12 protein-coding genes are annotated in these 18133 nt (G+C 71.9%); 11 read left to right on the forward strand and 1 reads right to left on the reverse strand.

Annotated features, from left to right (window positions below):
• Positions 1 to 40 precede the first annotated feature (40 nt).
• Both ligA and ACFVHO_RS04850 read left to right on the forward strand, forming a co-directional pair.
• Complete coding sequence (gene ligA / locus ACFVHO_RS04845; protein ID WP_385710247.1) at positions 41 to 2224, forward strand: NAD-dependent DNA ligase LigA; 2184 nt, start codon at positions 41 to 43, stop codon at positions 2222 to 2224.
• 1325 nt (positions 2225 to 3549) lie between these two features.
• Entirely contained in the window at positions 3550 to 5703 is a 2154-nt protein-coding gene (locus tag ACFVHO_RS04850) for a putative bifunctional diguanylate cyclase/phosphodiesterase (protein WP_385710615.1), read from the forward strand.
• 129 nt (positions 5704 to 5832) lie between these two features.
• Here the strand turns inward: ACFVHO_RS04850 and ACFVHO_RS04855 are convergent, their stop codons facing one another.
• Complete coding sequence (locus ACFVHO_RS04855; protein WP_385710250.1) at positions 5833 to 7338, reverse strand: glycosyltransferase 87 family protein; 1506 nt, start codon at positions 7336 to 7338, stop codon at positions 5833 to 5835.
• A gap of 241 nt (positions 7339 to 7579) precedes the next feature.
• Here ACFVHO_RS04855 and gatC point away from each other — a divergent pair, with 241 nt between their 5' ends.
• The 9 genes from gatC to ACFVHO_RS04900 all read left to right on the forward strand — a co-directional run bounded on the left by gatC (position 7580) and on the right by ACFVHO_RS04900 (position 18060).
• On the forward strand, positions 7580 to 7876 hold the full coding sequence (gatC, locus tag ACFVHO_RS04860) for an Asp-tRNA(Asn)/Glu-tRNA(Gln) amidotransferase subunit GatC (protein WP_016642027.1): 297 nt from the start codon (positions 7580 to 7582) through the stop codon (positions 7874 to 7876).
• Between the two features lie 6 nt (positions 7877 to 7882).
• A complete protein-coding gene (gene gatA, locus ACFVHO_RS04865; RefSeq protein ID WP_385710252.1) occupies positions 7883 to 9382 on the forward strand; it encodes an Asp-tRNA(Asn)/Glu-tRNA(Gln) amidotransferase subunit GatA in 1500 nt (499 codons plus the stop codon).
• Positions 9379 to 9633 carry a hypothetical protein gene (locus tag ACFVHO_RS04870; RefSeq protein ID WP_385710255.1) on the forward strand — a complete coding sequence of 85 codons (255 nt, stop codon included), beginning with the start codon at positions 9379 to 9381 and terminating at the stop codon, positions 9631 to 9633. The genes gatA and ACFVHO_RS04870 overlap by 4 nt, the downstream gene beginning before the upstream one ends.
• An 18-nt stretch (positions 9634 to 9651) precedes the next feature.
• On the forward strand, positions 9652 to 11169 hold the full coding sequence (gene gatB, locus ACFVHO_RS04875; protein WP_385710258.1) for an Asp-tRNA(Asn)/Glu-tRNA(Gln) amidotransferase subunit GatB: 1518 nt from the start codon (positions 9652 to 9654) through the stop codon (positions 11167 to 11169).
• A 186-nt stretch (positions 11170 to 11355) separates the two neighbouring features.
• Positions 11356 to 13443: a phosphocholine-specific phospholipase C gene (locus ACFVHO_RS04880; RefSeq protein ID WP_385710261.1), complete on the forward strand. Its 2088-nt coding sequence runs from the start codon at positions 11356 to 11358 to the stop codon at positions 13441 to 13443.
• A gap of 252 nt (positions 13444 to 13695) precedes the next feature.
• Entirely contained in the window at positions 13696 to 15939 is a 2244-nt protein-coding gene (locus ACFVHO_RS04885; RefSeq protein WP_385710264.1) for an MMPL family transporter, read from the forward strand.
• 35 nt (positions 15940 to 15974) lie between these two features.
• Positions 15975 to 16568: a GNAT family N-acetyltransferase gene (locus tag ACFVHO_RS04890; protein ID WP_385710267.1), complete on the forward strand. Its 594-nt coding sequence runs from the start codon at positions 15975 to 15977 to the stop codon at positions 16566 to 16568.
• A gap of 141 nt (positions 16569 to 16709) precedes the next feature.
• Positions 16710 to 17363 carry a hypothetical protein gene (locus ACFVHO_RS04895; RefSeq protein WP_385710270.1) on the forward strand — a complete coding sequence of 218 codons (654 nt, stop codon included), beginning with the start codon at positions 16710 to 16712 and terminating at the stop codon, positions 17361 to 17363.
• 142 nt (positions 17364 to 17505) lie between these two features.
• Positions 17506 to 18060: a helix-turn-helix domain-containing protein gene (locus ACFVHO_RS04900; RefSeq protein WP_385710273.1), complete on the forward strand. Its 555-nt coding sequence runs from the start codon at positions 17506 to 17508 to the stop codon at positions 18058 to 18060.
• The last annotated feature ends 73 nt before the right edge of the window (positions 18061 to 18133 follow it).

Raw genomic sequence — 18133 nt, forward strand, 5'->3', positions numbered from 1 at the left:
GCTGAGCAACTGGGTCTGAAGGCAACGGGAGGACGAGACGGTGGCTGTCGAACAGGAAGGCACGGTGCCCGCCGAGGCACGCGACGAGCATGCCCAGCTGGCCGAACGGATCGAGGAGCACCGCTTCCGGTACTACGTGAAGGACCAGCCGGTCATCAGCGACGCCGAGTTCGACAAGCTGCTGCGCTCGCTGGAGGCCCTGGAGGACCGGTATTCCGAGCTGCGCACGCCGGACTCGCCGACCCAGAAGGTCGCCGGGTCCTACGAGACCGACTTCGCCTCCGTCGAGCACCGCGAGCGGATGCTGTCCCTCGACAACGCCTTCGACGACGAGGAACTGGCCGCCTGGGCCGACCGCGTCGCCAAGGAAGTGGGCACCGGCGACCACCACTTCCTCTGCGAGCTGAAGATCGACGGCCTCGCGGTCAACCTGACGTACGAGAACGGCCGTCTGACCCGCGCCGCCACCCGCGGCGACGGCCGCACGGGCGAGGACATCACGCCCAACGTCCGCACCATCGCGGACATCCCCGAGCGCCTCCAGGGCGACCGCGTTCCGGCCCTCGTCGAGATCCGCGGCGAGGTCTTCTTCCCCATGGAGAAGTTCGAGGAGCTGAACGCCCGCCTGGTGGAGGCCGGCGACAAGCCCTTCGCCAACCCGCGCAACGCGGCGGCGGGTTCGCTGCGCCAGAAGGACCCGCGGGTCACGGCGACCCGCCCGCTGCACATGGTGGTGCACGGCATCGGCGCCCGCGAGGGCTTCGACATCGACTGCCTGTCGCACGCGTACGACCTGCTGCGCGAGTGGGGCCTGCCCACCGCCAAGCACAACAAGGTGGTCGACGGCCTCGACGGCGTCCGCGAGTTCATCACGTACTTCGGGGAGAACCGCCATTCCGTGGAGCACGAGATCGACGGCGTCGTCGTCAAGCTCGACGAGATCCCGCTCCAGGGCCGCCTCGGCTCCACCTCCCGCGCCCCCCGCTGGGCCATCGCCTGGAAGTACGCGCCCGAGGAGGTCAACACCAAGCTCGTCGACATCAGAGTCGGCGTCGGCCGCACCGGCCGCGTCACTCCGTACGCCGTGGTGGAGCCCGTCACCGTCGCGGGCTCCGAGGTCGAGTTCGCCACCCTGCACAACCAGGACGTGGTGAAGGCCAAGGGCGTCTTCATCGGCGACACGGTGGTGCTCCGCAAGGCGGGCGACGTCATCCCGGAGATCCTCGGCCCGGTCGTCGACCTGCGCGACGGCAGCGAGCGCGAGTTCGTGATGCCCGCCGAGTGCCCCGAGTGCGGCACGGCGCTGCGGCCCATGAAGGAGGGCGACATCGACCTCCGCTGCCCGAACGGACAGACGTGCCCCGCCCAGTTGCGCGAGCGCCTGTTCTATCTCGCGGGCCGCAAATGCCTGGACATCGAGAACTTCGGTTACGTCGCCGCGGCCGCGCTGACAAAGCCCCTCGAGCCCGCCGAGCCCCCGATCCTCGACGAGGGCGACATCTTCGACCTGTTGGTCGAGGAACTGCTGCCCATCAAGTCGTACGTCCTCGACCAGGACACCGGCCTGCCCAAGCGGGACCCGAAGACCGGCGAGGAAAAGGTCGTGACCTTCTTCGCCAACCAGGAGGGCGAGCCGAAGAAGAACACGCTCGCCATGCTGGAGAACATCGCCGCGGCCAAGGAACGCCCGCTGGCCCGCGTCCTCACCGGCCTGTCCATCCGGCATGTGGGCCCGGTCGCCGCCGAGGCGCTGGCCCGCGAGTTCCGCTCCATCGACCGCATCGAGCAGGCCTCGGTGGAGGAGCTCGAGGCCGTCGAGGGCGTCGGCAAGACCATCGCGGAGTCCCTCAAGCAGTGGTTCGCCGAGGACTGGCACCAGGAGATCATCCGCAAGTGGCGCGCCGCCGGAGTCCGGATGGAGGAAGAGGGCGCGGGCGAGGACGAGGGGCCGCGTCCCCTGGAAGGACTCACCGTCGTCGTCACGGGCACACTGGAGAACCACACCCGGGATGGCGCGAAAGAGGCGCTGCAGAGCCGCGGAGCAAAAGTCACCGGTTCCGTTTCAAAGAAGACGGGATTCGTCGTAGTGGGGGACAACCCCGGTTCGAAGTACGACAAGGCCATGCAACTGAAGGTTCCGGTTCTCAACGAGGACGGCTTCGCCGTCCTGCTCGAACAAGGGGCGGACGCCGCCAGGGAAGCCGCACTTCCGGCCGAAGAATAGCGGTTGAAGGCCACCCGTTCAGCGCATATCAGATGCATACGGGTGGCCGGGTCGCATTCGGGCAACCGTAGACGACCGCTGCCCGTGGAAGCCTTCTGCGGCCTACTGTTGAGGTGTGCGCCTGCCGTGCCCCGCTGCGGATGGGGTCTCCCCTGCTCGCCGAGAGCCGGGGCAGGGTTTTCGGACGCGGCTGTCCAGGGATCTTCAAGTCCGCGTGGCTCCGCGTGGCGTGGGCACCGCCGGCTGTGAGAGGGACGGGAATGGAACCGACCGAGAGCGTCGCCCCGGACTCATGGCTGCGGTCGCGCTTGCGGCGCGTGCTCGGCGCCCGGCGCGGGCGTACGCGCGACACGGTGCGCGACCCGAATGACGCCGCGTCCGCGCGGGTCGACGGGACGCCCGGCTTCCGTCCCCGCGAGCGCGCCTGGACCTCGGGTGGCGCGGACGCGGACGCGATCCTCGGCCGGGCGGCCGTTTCCGGCCCTGATGAGGCCCCGCAGGAGGAAGTAACGGGCATACGGGGTAAGCCAGTTGGTGAGGGACCGGAGCCGGGCGGACGACGGGCGCCTGTGCGGGGAACCGGCGGTCACGGAACTGCGGTCCCGGCGGAGGCTGGCGTGACGGCGAGTGCCGAAGGTGAACGGCGGGGTGCGGGTGGCCATGGTGCGCCCTGGCCCGGCAGCGACGAGACGGACACCGCGGTGGACGGCATGCCGTCCACCGCGTCACCGGCCGTGCGGGCGGCGGGAGTTGACGCCCCGTCCGGTGCGGACTTCGCCGAGAGCGCCGCGGTGGGCGCGGCGGCCGTGCATCGCGCGGTGAGCGCTTCCGGCGCGGTCGCGACGTCCGGCTCGGTGGCGACTTCGGGCGTGGTCGCGACTTCGGGTCCCGTGACGGCTGCCGGTGCGGTCGCGGCTTCCGGCGGCGGGAGTCCGGCGGTCCTCGCGGCGAGCGGCGCCGGGCTCGGTGACGGTACGGGACCCGGGCCCGCGGGAGCGCGGGGCGTCGCGGGTGGCTCCGAGGCCGCCGCGGGCGCCAGGGGCAGCGGCGCGGGCGGTGACGCCGGGGTCGTCCGGGGCGCGGCGGCCGGGACCGGCGGCAGCAGTGGGGCCGGGGGCGGCGGTGGCGTGGGGACCGGTGGTGTCGGCGCTGACGGTGCCGGTGGTCCCGGGAGCGGCGGGGTCGGGAGCGGTGCTGTCGGGACCGGTGCTGTCGGGACCGGCGGTGCCGGAGGTGGTGCCGTCGGTGGGGACGCCTCGACCGCTCGGGGAGCCTCGCGCGGTGGTGGCGGGGCGGACCCCTCGGGCAGCGGTGCGCGGCGCGGACTGTGGCGCGGCGGGCGCGGGACGGACATCCGGGGCCAGGGCGCGCTGGACGGGTCCGGGGTGGACGGGGGCGCGGACGAGGCCGAGGGGCGGAGCTGGCAGCTGCTGCCCGCGGCCGTCGTCGCGGCGGCCGCCGTCGTCCTCGGCACCGGCTTCTTCCACGCGTTCACCGGCGGCCACCCGCTCTTCCCCTCCGGCACGGTCGGCTGGTCCCTCGCCGTCCTGACCGGCCTCATCGTCGGCCACCTCGTCGCGCTCGGCCGCGACCGCTGGTGGGGCGGCACGGGCTCCGGCGGCGCGCTGACCGTCGCCGTGCTCCTGCTGTACGGCTGGATGCCCGCGGGCATGGTCAGCCTCACCGTCGTCGTCCTCGTCGGCGTCGCCCGCCGCCACCGCTGGCGACAGGGCGTGCTGCACGGCGCCGTCGACATCCTCGGCATCGGCGCGGGCGCGCTCACCCTCGCGGCGTTCGGCACGGCCCCGGCCGCCGACGCCCCCTGGAACCCGGAGAGTTGGGACCTCTACACGGCGCCCGAGGTCGCCCTCGTGGCGGTCGCGTACCTCGCCGTCACCCGCGTCCTGCTCTGGTACGTCCACGCCCCGCGCACCGGCGCGCTGCCCACCGTCACCCGCACCGCGCTGGTCCGGCAGGGGCTGCTCGGCGTGGCCCTGCTCGGCATCGCGCCGCTGATCTGCGTCGTCGCGATGTCCCTGCCGCTGCTCCTGCCCCTGTTCACGATCCCGCTCGTCGCCCTGGACTCGACGCTGTGGATCGCGCGCGCCAGAGCCGAGGAGCAGCTGCGGGACCCGCTGACCGGACTGCCCAACCGGCAGTGGCTCCTGGAGCGGACCTGGACGGCCCTGGACGACGCGGAGCGCATCGGTGCGCGCTCCGCCCTGATGCTGATCGACATGGACCGCTTCCGCTCGGTCAACGACACCCTCGGCCATCTCGCCGGTGACCGCCTCCTGCTGCAGATCGCCGACCGGCTGCGGCTCGCGCTGCCGCGCGGCGCGGAGGCGGCCCGGCTCGGCGGCGACGAGTTCGCGGTGCTGCTCCCGGTCGCCGACTCCACCACGTCGGCCACGCGCGTCGCCCGCTCCCTGGTCGCCGCCCTCGGCTCACCCCTCGACCTGGACGGCCTCACTCTCGTCCTGGAGGCGAGCGCCGGGCTCGCCGTCTTCCCTGACCACGCGCTCGACGCCGAAGGGCTGCTCCGGCGCGCGGACGTGGCGATGTACCAGGCCAAGCGGGACCGCACGGGCGTCGAGGTGTACGAGTCCAAGCGCGACTCCAACACCCCCGACCGCCTCGGCCTCCTCGGCGACCTGCGCCGTGCCCTGGACGCGGGCGACGTGGAACTGCACTACCAGCCGAAGGTCCGCTTCGACGGGCAGGTCGCCGGCCTCGAGGCGCTGGTGCGCTGGGTGCACCCGGAGCGGGGCAAGGTGCCGCCGGACGAGTTCATCGCCATCGCCGAGTCGTCCGGCCTGATGCCGCACCTCACGGAGTACGTCCTGGAGTCCGCCCTCGCCCAGGTCGCCAGGTGGCGGGCGCAGGGCCTGAAGGTGCCGGTCGCGGTGAACGTGTCGCCGCGCGACGTGCACACCCCCGGCTTCGCGGGCGCCGTCGCCGCGCGCCTGGCCCGGCACGGGGTGCCCGCGGGGGCGCTTCAGCTGGAGATAACGGAGCATGTGCTCCTGGAGGACCCGCAGCGCGCCGCCGACACCCTCGCCGGGCTCACCGGCCACGGCGTGAAGATGTCCCTCGATGACTTCGGCACCGGCTACTCCTCGCTGGTGCACCTGCGCCGCCTGCCCGTCAGCGAGCTGAAGATCGACCGGTCGTTCGTGGCCCGGCTCGCCGTCGACAACGAGGACGCCGAGATCGTGCGCTGCACGGTCGACCTCGCGCACTCCCTCGGCCTGCTCGTCGTCGCCGAGGGCGTCGAGGACGACGAGACCTGGGAGCGCCTGCGCGACCTGGGCTGCGACGCCGTGCAGGGCTGGCTGGTCGCCGCCGCGATGCCGCCGAACGAGACGACGGCGTGGCTGCGCACCCGGGGCGAACGCGGCTGGCACCGCGCGGTGGACCCCCCGGCCACCCCCACCCCGGAAACCCCGGATCCGTCCCCGACCCGCGCGGCCAAGTGACGTAACGACCACCTCGCCCCGGGGCCCCACCCGCACTCCGGCGCCCTGGGCCCCCGGCCCGCGCTCTGACGCCCCACCTCGGCCCGCGCCCCGACACCCCGGCACGCGCCCGTGTTCAGCGAATCGAACTCACGCCGACCCGTCGGACAGCCCCTGGCCCCCTGCTCCCACCTCGGCCCCCACGCCGACCTCGCCCTCACCACCGGGCCCCGGCACCGACGCCCCCGCGCCCGCCCCCGCGCCCGAAGACGCCCCGACCTCCCGCGCACCGCGCGCACCCCGCACAGCCCGCGCACCCCGTCCCCTCCGCCGCGAATCCCCCCACCCCCCGAACACCCAGACCGCCCACACGACGAACCCAAGACCGAGCCACACATAGAAGTTGCCCGAGAGGAAGTGGAACGGGTCCCAGTCCTGTTCGCGGTGCCAGTGGGGGGTGTACCAGAGGAGTCCGTAGGGCAGCAGTGGGCGGGTCGGGTCCCAGGTGCCGAAGCCGTCGATACGGATCGGCCACGCCGCGAACAGCGTGAACAGGCCAGCCACCCACAGCCAGGCGCGTGCCGTGGCCCGCCGGGCCGCAGCGTCGGCCGCGAGGACGAAGCCCGGCACGATCCAGACCCAGTGGTGGGTCCACGACAGCGGCGAGCACAGCAGCGTCAGCGCCCCGACGACGCAGATCGCCACCAGTTCACGGCCCCGCCGCGAAGCCACCGCCGCCGCGGCGAGCCCGGCCACCACGAGCAGCCCGCACGCCGCGCCCCACACCGGCCCGCCGACCCCGTCACCGCCGAAGCCCAGGCGGACGAAGACACCGTTCAGGGACTGGTTCGCCAGATAGTCCCGGCCGCCGGGGCTGCCCGCGAGCGCCCCGCCCCAGAAGTCCGCCGACGCCTCCGGCAGCGCGAACCACCCGCCGAGCACGGTGCCCCCGAACGCCGCCGTCGCAAGCCCGGCCGCCCGGAACCGGCGGGTGAGCAGCAGATACACGATGAACAGGCCGGGCGTCAGCTTCAGGCCCGCCGCGACGCCGACGCCGAGCCCCTTCCACGGCCGCCGGTCGGCCGTGGCGAGGTCCGTGACGACCAGCGCCAGGAGGACGAGGTTCACCTGCCCGAAGTCCAGGTTCTGCAGCACCGGCTCGGTCCACAGCGCGGCCCCGGCGACGGCGCACGCGCACCCGGCGGCGACCGGCCCGGCCGACCACCGGCTCCCCGCCCGCGCCGCCGACCCGCCCGCCACCCGCACCGCCGCCCACGCCACCAGCACCATCGACACGACCGAGACCCCCGCCATCACCCGCACCGCCACCGTCAGGTCCGCGCCCGCGAAGGCACGGAACGGCAGCAGGGCGAACGGCGGATACAGGTACGGCAGCCCGTGGATCCCGTACTCGCCCGCGTACAGGCCCCGGTCGGGCGCGTCCGCCGCGTCCAGGTACACGCTCAGGTCGGCCGGGCTGCGCGCCCCGGCGTACACCGGGTCCGTGACGACGTACCACCAGGCGACGAGCGAAGCGGTGAGGAGGAGCGCGCCGCCGAGGGGCGCCGCGAGGGCGAGGCCCCGTCCGCCCGCGGCGGCGCGCAGCCCCGTGAGAGCCCGATGCCGTAGTCCCCTGCCGGTCTGACGCAGTCCCATGCACGCATGTTCGGCCCCGCCGCGCGCCCCGTCCGGGCAGCTCACCGGCGGCTCACCGGGGGAGCGGGGGAACAGTGCGCCGGGTGGCGCAACGACGGAGCCACGGCACCCCACGGGGGACTCCACAAGCACCCCGCCGGAACCCCGCGCGCGGTCCCGGAGGGAACTCGGGCGCGGGCAGCACGGCCAGCCCCATAGGATTGGGGGCGAAACCATCACACTCACCCCTGAGGATCGCTGCATGCCTGGCATCACGCGCGAGGAGGTCGCCCACCTCGCCCGCCTTGCACGTCTGGAGCTGAAGGACGAAGAGCTCGACCACTTCGCCGGACAGCTCGACGACATCATCGGCGCGGTCGCACGCGTCTCGGAGGTCGCCGACCAAGACGTACCGCCGACCTCCCACCCGCTGCCGCTGACGAACGTCATGCGCGCGGACGAGGTCCGTCCGTCGCTCACCCCCGAGCAGGCGCTCTCCGGAGCCCCGGCACAGGAGCAGCAGCGTTTCAAGGTGCCGCAGATCCTGGGGGAGGACTAAGAAGTCATGACGGACAGCAACATCATCAAGCTCACCGCGGCCGACATCGCCGCGAAGATCGCCGCCGGTGAACTCACCGCCGTCGAGGTCACCGAGGCCCACCTGGCCCGCATCGAGGCCGTCGACGAGAAGGTGCACGCCTTCCTGCACGTCGACCGCGAGGGCGCGCTCGCGCAGGCCCGCGCCGTGGACGAGAAGCGCGCGCGGGGCGAGAAGCTCGGCCCGCTCGCCGGCGTCCCGCTCGCGCTGAAGGACATCTTCACCACCGAGGGCGTGCCGACCACGGTCGGCTCCAAGATCCTCGAGGGCTGGATCCCGCCGTACGACGCGACGGTCACCAAGCGCCTCAAGGCCGCCGACGTCGTCATCCTCGGCAAGACCAACATGGACGAGTTCGCCATGGGGTCGTCGACGGAGAACAGCGCGTACGGCCCGACGGGCAACCCGTGGGACCTCACCCGCATCCCCGGCGGCTCCGGCGGCGGCTCCTCCGCGTCCCTCGCGGCGTACGAGGCCCCGCTCGCCATCGGCACGGACACCGGCGGCTCCATCCGCCAGCCCGCGGCCGTCACCGGCACGGTCGGCGTCAAGCCGACCTACGGCGGCGTCTCCCGCTACGGCATGGTGGCGTTCTCGTCCTCCCTGGACCAGGGCGGCCCCTGCGCCCGCACCGTCCTCGACGCGGCCCTCCTGCACGAGGTCATCGCCGGGCACGACCCGCTGGACTCCACGTCCATCGACGCCCCGGTCCCCGCGGTCGTCGAGGCCGCCCGCAACGGCTCGGTCCAGGGCATGCGCGTCGGCGTCGTGAAGCAGTTCCGCGGCGAGCACTACCAGGCCGGGGTGATGCAGCGCTTCGACGAGTCCGTCGAGCTGCTGAGGTCCCTCGGCGCCGAGGTCGTCGAGCTGGACTGCCCGTCCTTCGACCTGGGCCTGTCGGCGTACTACCTGATCGCGCCGTCCGAGTGCTCCTCGAACCTGGCCCGCTTCGACGCCATGCGCTACGGCCTGCGCGTCGGCGACGACGGCACCCGCTCCGCCGAGGACGTCACGGCGCTCACCCGCGAGGCCGGCTTCGGCGACGAGGTCAAGCGCCGCGTGATGCTCGGTACGTACGCGCTCAGCTCCGGCTACTACGACGCGTACTACGGCTCCGCCCAGAAGGTCCGCACGCTCATCACGCGCGACTTCGAGAAGGCCTTCGAGCAGGTCGACGTGATCGTCTCGCCGACCACGCCCACCACCGCCTTCCCGATCGGCGAGCGCGCCGACGACCCGATGGCGATGTACCTGGCCGACCTCTGCACCATCCCGACCAACCTGGCGGGCAACGCCGCCATGTCGCTGCCCTGCGGCCTGGCGCCGGAGGACGGCCTGCCCGTCGGACTGCAGATCATCGCCCCTGCCCTGAAGGACGACCGCCTGTACAAGGTGGGCGCTGCCGTAGAGGCCGCCTTCGTGGAAAAGTGGGGTCACCCGCTGTTGGAGGAGGCACCGTCGCTGTGAGCAGCAAGCCGTCGAAAACACTGACCAAGGCCAAGGGCTTCAAGAAGTCCAAGACCGGCACGTATCTGTCCATCGGTACCACCGCGTTCGGCGCGCTCAGCACGCTCAAGCAGGTCAAGAAGGCCCGCGCCGAGCACGACACGCTCAAGCTCGTCGACGCGGTCGTCTCCGCCGCCGCCATCGTCACGGGCATCGCCATCCTGGTGCGCGAGCTGAAGCGCATCGGCGACGACGACGTTCTGCTCGGCTGAGAGGGAAGTTCCAACACCGTGACTGCCACGACCACCCCCGAGCTGGTGTCGTACGAGGACGCGCTCGCGACGTACGACCCGGTCATGGGCCTTGAGGTCCATGTCGAGCTCGGCACGAAGACCAAGATGTTCTGCGGCTGCTCCACGGAGCTGAAGCAGGACGCCAACACGCAGACCTGCCCCACCTGTCTCGGCCTGCCCGGCGCGCTGCCGGTCGTCAACGAGATCGGCGTGGAGTCCGCCATCAAGATCGGCCTCGCGCTGCACTGCGAGATCGCCGAGTGGTGCCGCTTCGCCCGGAAGAACTACTTCTATCCGGACATGCCGAAGAACTTCCAGACCTCCCAGTACGACGAGCCGATCGCCTTCAACGGCTATCTGGACGTCCAGCTGGAGGACGGCGAGGTCTTCCGCGTGGAGATCGAGCGCGCCCACATGGAGGAGGACACCGGCAAGTCGACGCACGTCGGCGGCGCGACGGGCCGTATCCACGGCGCCTCGCACTCCCTGCTCGACTACAACCGCGCGGGCATCCCGCTCATCGAGATCGTCACCAAGCCGATCGTCGGTGCCGGTGAGCGCGCCCCCGAGGTCGCCAAGGCGTACGTCGCCGAGCTGCGCGAGCTCATCAAGGCCCTCGGTGTCTCCGAGGCCCGCATGGAGCAGGGCCAGATGCGCTGCGACGTGAACCTCTCGCTGCGCCCGCACGGCCAGGAGAAGTTCGGCACCCGCTCCGAGACGAAGAACGTCAACTCGCTGCGCTCCGTGGAGCGGGCCGCCCGCTTCGAGATCCAGCGCCACGCCGCCGTCCTCGGCGCGGGCGGGACGATCATCCAGGAGACCCGGCACTTCCACGAGGAGGACGGTTCGACCACGTCGGGCCGTGTGAAGGAAGAGGCGGAGGACTACCGCTACTTCCCCGAGCCGGACCTGGTGCCGGTCGCCCCGTCCCGCGAGTGGGTCGAGGCCCTGCGCGCCACCCTGCCCGAGCTGCCGCTCGCCCAGCGCAACCGGCTGCGCGAGGAGTGGGGCGTCTCCGCCCACGACATGCAGTCGATCCTCAACGCCGGTGCCATCGGCCCGATCGTCGCCACGATCAACGCGGGCGCGGACGCCGTCTCCGCCCGCAAGTGGTGGATGGGCGAGCTGGCCCGCAACGCCAACGAGCAGGGCGTGGACCTCGGTTCGCTGCCGATCACCCCGGAGCACGTGGCGCGGGTCTCCGCGCTCGTCACCGCCGGTGAGCTGAACGACAAGCTGGCCCGCCAGGTCATCGACGGCGTCCTCAAGGGCGAGGGCACGCCCGACGAGGTCGTCGACAAGCGCGGCCTGAAGGTCGTCTCCGACGAGGGCGCGCTGACGGCGGCCGTCGAGGAGGCCATCGCCGGCAACCCGGCCATCGCGGACAAGATTCGCGGCGGCAAGGTGGCGGCGGCCGGAGCGTTGGTCGGCGCGGTCATGAAGGCCACTCGCGGCCAGGCCGACGCGGCCCGCGTCAAGGAGCTGATCCTGGAGCAGCTGGGCGTCGAGGGCTGACGCCGACTCGTTCCCGTACGTGAAGGGGCGCCGCACCGTGAAGGTGCGGCGCCCCTTCACGTGGCGCCGACGTTCACGCCGACTTCGGTCACCGGTCTTCCATGAGCCACCAGGATTCACTACCGTCCCAGCTCAGCAGACCAATGGATCAAAGGACAACCATTGGGTGTCGACTGGAGGTTGGGCGTGGCAGCGGAGATATCGCGCAGACGGCTGATGGCTGTGGGCGGTGGTGCCCTGGGCGCCGCCACCGTGGGTTCGTTCCTGCCGCCGTCCCTGCAGCAGGCGCTCGCCAAGGAGCCGCCGAAGGGCGGGCTCGGCGCGATCGAGCACGTGGTGATCCTGATGCAGGAGAACCGCTCCTTCGACCACTACTTCGGGACCCTGCGCGGCGTCCGGGGCTTCTCGGACCGCAACGCGATCCAACTGCCCGGCGGCAAGAGCGTGTTCGAGCAGCCCGGCCCGCTGCGCTCGGTGCTGCCCTTCCCGGTGCGCGAGGCGGCCGCCGCCCAGCAGAAGGACCTCCAGTACATAGGCGCGCTCGACCACTCCTGGAGCGGCGGCGCCAAGGCCTGGCACGACGGCTGGATGGACGGCTGGATCACCGCGAAGACGGCGGCCACGATGGCGTACTACACGCGCGAGGACATCCCGCTGCACTACGAACTCGCCGACACCTTCACCGTCTGCGACGCCTACCACTCCTCCATCCACACCTCCACCAGCCCCAACCGCAACCACCTGTGGAGCGGCAAGACAGGCTTCGAGGCGAACGGCAAGCGCGCCGTCGAGAACGACGCGTACGCCGAGGGCACCCACCCCGGCTACGACTGGGGGACGTACGCGGAGCGTCTGGAGAAGGCCGGGATCAGCTGGCAGACGTACACCGAGTGGGAGAACTTCACCGACAACCAGATCGAGTTCTTCACCACCTTCAAGGCCATCGCGCGCAAGGTTCTCGCCAAGACCGGCGACACGTTCATGGAGGCGTTCTACGCAAAGGTCCGCGACGCGAAGGACGAGGTGGAGCGGGGCAAGCTGCTCGCCGCGCTCGACGAGGGCGTCAAGACGCTCAGCAAGCGGGAGCGGTCGCTGTTCGAGCGGGGGCTGCGGCGGGTGCCCACCGGCACGCTGGCCGACCGGTTCGCGAAGGACGTGGCGCGCGGCAAGCTCGCCAAGGTGAACTATCTGGTGCCGTCGGCCCTGGACTCCGAGCACCCGTCGGTGTCCTCGCCCGTGCACAGCGCCACCATCGTCTACAAGGTCCTGGACGCGCTCGCCTCGCACCCCGAGGTGTGGCGGCGCACGGCCGTCTTCATCAACTATGACGAGAACGACGGCTTCTTCGACCACGTGCCGCCGCCCGTGCCCGCGGCGGGCAACCAGGAGGAGTACTGGCAGGGGCGGCCGACGGGGCTCGGCGCGCGGGTGCCGATGCTCGTGGTGTCGCCGTGGACCGTCGGCGGCTATGTGTGCTCCGAGGTCTTCGACCACACCTCCGTCGTGCGCTTCCTGGAGAAGTGGACGGGCGTGCGCGAGCCCAACATCGGCCACTGGCGCCGGACGGTCACCGGCGACCTCACCAGCGCCTTCGACTTCCACCGCGGCCACCGCCAGCCCGAGGTCGACAAGCCCGGCGCCATCCCGGTGTTCAGCGGCCGCTGGCAGCCGAAGCCGCCGGAGAAGCAGTCGATGCCCGCGCAGGAGCCGGGCGTGCGCCGCGCCCGCCCGCTGCCGTACCAGCCTGACGCCGACCTCAAGCGCACCAAGGACGGCGCCCTGAAGGTGCGGCTGCGCAACGGCGGACGGCGGGCCGCGCACTTCGCGCTGTACCCGTACGCGGGCGAGTTCCCCGTCCCGCAGCACCAGGACGTGGGCCACGACGGCTCCTGGATCCTGCCCGAGGGGAGTGACGCGTATCACTTCACCGTCACCGGGCCGAACGGATTCCGCCGCGAATTCGTAGGACAGAGGGAAGGCGCGGCCGCCCTCTCCTCGGCGATCACCCGGCGCGAGCTCCACCTCACGCTGGCCAACCGGGGCAAGGGGCACCTCGTCTTCACGGTCAAACCGCTCGGATACGTGGAGGAGGCGGACGTCCGGCGGCGCACCCGCACGGTACGGATCAAGGCAGGAAGCAGCCGCACCATCGCCTGGCAGACGGGCGACGAGCGCGGCTGGTACGACATCGAGGTCACCGCCGAGGGAGACAAGGGCTTCCGGCGGCGCCTGATGGGACACATCGAGAACGGTCGCGCGAGCGTCTCGGGCTGACCTGTTCACCGGGAACCCCAGAGGGCCTCGAAGCCTTCTGGGGTTCCTCTTGTGATCTTGTGAGTAAGGCCACGAAAGGGACCAAGGATCTCCGGGGGCTGTCAGAGTGTCTGCGCATGGGTCATCTCGCCGCATAAGCGATGATCATGATCCATTTCCCCGCTCATGTCGCTCATGTGTTCTTTACGGGTCACTCCGATGCTTCCCGGCTGCTCCCGCTGAAGATCCACGAATCACTCAGGGAGCCAGTTCGTGGCAGCACTCGCCCGGTGGTGCGTCCGGCACCGCCTAGTCGCCGTACTGCTCTGGCTCCTCGCACTCGGCGGCACGGCCGCCGCTGCCGCCGCCGTCGGCTCCGCGTACTCGAACAACTACGAAGTGCCCGGCACCGAGTCCGACCGCGCGACGAAGCTCCTGGGCGCGGGCTTCCCCGACCTCGGCGGCGACAGCGACACCGTCGTCTGGCACACCTCCGCCGACCAGAAGGTCCGCTCCGCCGCCGTCGAGCAGACGATGACCGAGACCCTCGACGACATCGCGGAGCTGCCCGGGGTCGCCTCCGTCACCAGCCCCTACACCGACCGGGGCGCCGCCCAGATCAGCGCCGACGGCCGCACGGCGTACGCCACCGTCACCTTCCGTGAGCAGATCGACTCCGTCGACCGGGCCCAGGCCCAGGCCGTCGTCGACACCGCCAAGGCCGCCGAGAGCGACGGCCTCGACATCGAGCTCGGCGGCGCCGCGATCGGCCTCACCGAGTCCAAGAGCGCCAAGACCGCCGAGATCGTCGGCGTGGCCGTCGCCGCCGTCGTGCTCTTCCTGGCCTTCGGCTCGCTGGCCGCCTCGCTGCTCCCCATCGCCACGGCGCTCGTCTCCGTCGGCACGGCGTACGCGGGCATCGTGCTGCTCGGCCACTTCATGACCGTCGCCGACTTCGCCCCGATGCTCGGCACCCTCATCGGGCTCGGCGTCGGCATCGACTACGCGCTGTTCATCGTGACCAGACACCGCAAGGGCCTCAAACGCGGCCTGCCCGTGGCCGAGGCCGCCGAGCGGGCCGTCGCCACCACCGGCCGCGCCGTCGTCTTCGCGGGCGCCACCGTCTGCATCGCCCTGCTCGGCATGCTGATCCTGCGCCTGAGCTTCCTCAACGGCGTCGCCATCGCCGCCTCCCTCACGGTGATCCTGACCGTGGCCGCCTCGGTGACCCTGCTCCCGGCGCTCCTCTCCTTCATCGGCCCCCGCGCCCTCAGCCGCCGCGAGCGGCGCAGGCTGGCCGAGCGCGGGCCCGAGCCGGAGCTGCCGACGGGGCTCGCCGCCCGCTGGTCGGCGTTCGTGGAGCGGCACCCCAAGCTGCTCGGCGGCGTCGCCGTGGCCGTGATCGCGCTGCTCGCCGTCCCCACCCTCTCCCTGCACCTGGGCACCTCCGACCAGGGCAACAACCCCTCGTCGGCCACCACCCGGCAGGCCTACGACCTGCTCGCCGACGGCTTCGGCCCCGGCGTCAACGGCCCCCTCACCCTCGTCACCGAGGTCAACGGCGCCGCCGACCGGCTCGCCCTCGACAACCTCGGCTCCACCCTTAAGTCCACCCCGGGCGTCGCCTCCGTGAGCCCCGTGACGTACGACGACGGCGGCAGCGCGGCCTTCCTCACCGTCGTGCCGGACTCCGCGCCCCAGTCGCAGCGGACCAGCGACCTGGTCGACCGGCTCCGCACCGACGTGCTGCCCAAGGCCCAGACCGGCACCTCCCTCGATGTGCACGTCGGCGGCGTGACGGCCGGGTACGACGACTTCGCGGAGATCATCGTCGGCAAGCTCCCGCTGTTCGTGGGCGTCGTGATCGGCCTCGGCTGCGTCCTGCTCCTGCTCGCCTTCCGCTCGGTCGGCATCCCGCTCAAGGCCGCCGTGATGAACGTGGCGGCGGTGGCGGCGGCGTTCGGCGTCGTGGTGGCGGTGTTCCAGTGGGGCTGGGGGAGCGAGCTGATGGGGCTCGGCCGGGCCGGGCCGATCGAGCCCTTCCTCCCCGTGATCATGGTCTCGGTCCTCTTCGGCCTCTCCATGGACTACCAGGTGTTCCTGGTCAGCAGGATGTACGAGGAGTGGCTCGAGACCGGCGACAACCGCGTCGCCGTCCGGGTGGGCCTCGCCGAGACCAGCCGCGTGATCAACTCCGCGGCCGTGATCATGATTTCGGTCTTCCTGGCGTTCGTACTCAGCGGGGACCGGGTGATCGCGATGTTCGGCATCGCGCTCGCGGCGGCCGTCGCGCTCGACGCGTTCGTCCTGCGGACGCTCCTGGTGCCCGCGCTGATGCACATGCTCGGCGGCGCCAACTGGTGGCTGCCGAGGCGTCTGGACCGCTGGCTGCCCCGGATCAGTATTGAGGTGCCCGAATCGCGCGTGCGTGCGACGATCCCCGGGCAGCGCCCGACGGGGGATGCTCCGCTCGCGCTGGAGGACGTGACGGCTGAGCGGCACGGGGGCGCGCGATAGGGCGCGCGGGAGTGCCCGAACGTATGAGGAGCGGGATGTTCGCGATATCCGTGGGCGAAGGGGCCGAGCTGCGGCCGATCGAGCCGTGGCAGGCCGAGGAACTGTTCGCCCATGTGGAGCGGGCACGTGAGTACGCGGGCCCCTGGGTCCCGTTCACCGTCAAGGTCAAGGACGTGGAGTCGGCGCGGGCCCACCTCCAGCACTTCGCCGAGCGGCAGGCCGCCGACACCGGGCGCCTCTACGGCATCTGGCTCGACGGGACGCTCGTCGGCGGCGTCCTCTTCCGGATCTTCGACACGGCCGTCGAGTCGTGCGAGGTCGGCGTGTGGCTGGAGCCCTCGGCCGCCGGGCGCGGGCTCGTCACCGCCGCGTCGCGGGTCATCATCGACTGGGCCGTCGACCAGCGCGGCATGCACCGCGTGGAGTGGCTGGTGTCCTCCCTCAACGAACGCAGCAAGGGCGTGGCGAAGCGGCTCGGCTTCGTGCGCGACGGGGTGCTGCGGGAGAGCTTCCCCTGGCAGGGGATCCGGCACGACATGGAGGTGTGGTCGGTGCTCGCGCCGGAGTGGCGGGAGGCGCGGGCCGCTCGGGAGGCGGCGGAGGCTGCGGAGGGCCGGGGGCAGGGCTAGGGCCAGGGCTCTCGGGCTGGGGCCGGTGCGGGCCGGTGTCGCTCGGGGGCGCTTGGTCGCCTTCGGCGCTGTTAAGCGGGTTCTCATAAACGGGCCCTCTCCGTAAGGGAGTTCTCATACTGCGTCCGTACGGTGCGGGGCATGGGAACCAAGGCAGTTGACGAGTCCGCAGAAACCTCCGAGGCCGGGGCCGAGGCCGAGGTCGACCTCAAGAAGACCGACGGGGCCGACGGGGCCGACGGGTCCGACGGGTCCGAGGGGGCCGACGGGGCGGACGGGGCCGAGAAGGTGAGCCCGGCAGTCGCTGACGCCGACGCCGGTGAGGACGCCGACGAGGACGAGGCCGAGGACGACCTGGACGACGAGTTCGAGGTCGCCGCGGCCGACGACGCCGCCTCGTCCGCCGGTGTCGGCCAGGGCGCCGGTGCCGTCGTCGCCGCCGCCCTCGGCGTGGTCGGGCTCTCCGGCGGCTGGCTCGGCACCGTCGCGTCCGCGCGCGAGTCGCTGATGGGGCAGCTCAAGACCTCGCAGGGCGCGAGCGTGGCCCAGCAGGTGGAGCAGGTCTACGGCGACTCCTGGAAGACCACCGCCCTGGTCGGCGGTCTCTTCGCGCTCGCGGCCCTGGTGGTCGGCGTCGGCGTGCTGCTGCGGCCCGCGTTCGGCGATCCGGCGCGGGCGCAGGCGCCGTGGACCAAGTCGGTGGCGTGGGCCGGAGTCGCGCTCGGCGTGATCGGCCTGGCGCTGGCGATCGCGAAGTACACGAACATCATCCTGGGACTGCCCTCGACGAGTTAGCGCACCGTCGCAGCCACGTGCCGAGAGCGCGGCGCAGCTTTCAGCCACACCGTCAACTCCCTTCTGGCCTCGCCTCTTTCCCGTCCGACGCGGACGCGGGGGGCGAGGCCGACGATCTTTTTGAGGGTGAGAACATCGGCCCATGGAAACGGTCGAACTCCTGCTGCATCCCGTACGCATACGCATCGTCCACGCGATGTACGACGGTCGTACCCGCACGACCACCGAACTGCGCTCGCTGCTGCCCGACGTCTCCAAGGCCACCCTGTACCGGCACACGAGTCTCCTGGTCGAGGGCGGACTCCTGGTAGTGGCCGACGAGCAGCCGGTGCGCGGCTCCATGGAGCGCCACTACCGGCTGCACCGGGGCCGCGTGGTGCTCGACCCCGAGGCGGCCGCGGCGCTGTCCCTGGACGACTTCCGGCGCGCCTTCGCGGTGGCGACGGCGACCCTCATGGCCGAGTTCAACACGTACCTGGAACGGGGCGACGCCGCCCCCGTCGCCGACCTGGTGGGCTTTCGCCAGTACTCGCTCTGGCTCAGCCCCGACGAACTCGCGGAGATGATCGCCGAGCTGCGCGAGGTGATCGTGGCCAGGGCGGCCAACGAACCCACGCCACAGCGCACCCGCCACCTCCTGAGCCCCATCGTGTTCCCCGCCGAAGGCCCTCCGACCAGGGGCGACACCTCGTCCTAGGTACCCCCTCCCAGGTACGGAACCAGGCCCTCCGCCCCCCTGCCTAAGCCCTCACCTGCCCTAAGGACCCCCT

The sequence above is a fragment of the Streptomyces sp. NPDC127108 genome, assembly GCF_042677545.1.
Taxonomy (GTDB): Bacteria; Actinomycetota; Actinomycetes; order Streptomycetales; family Streptomycetaceae; genus Streptomyces.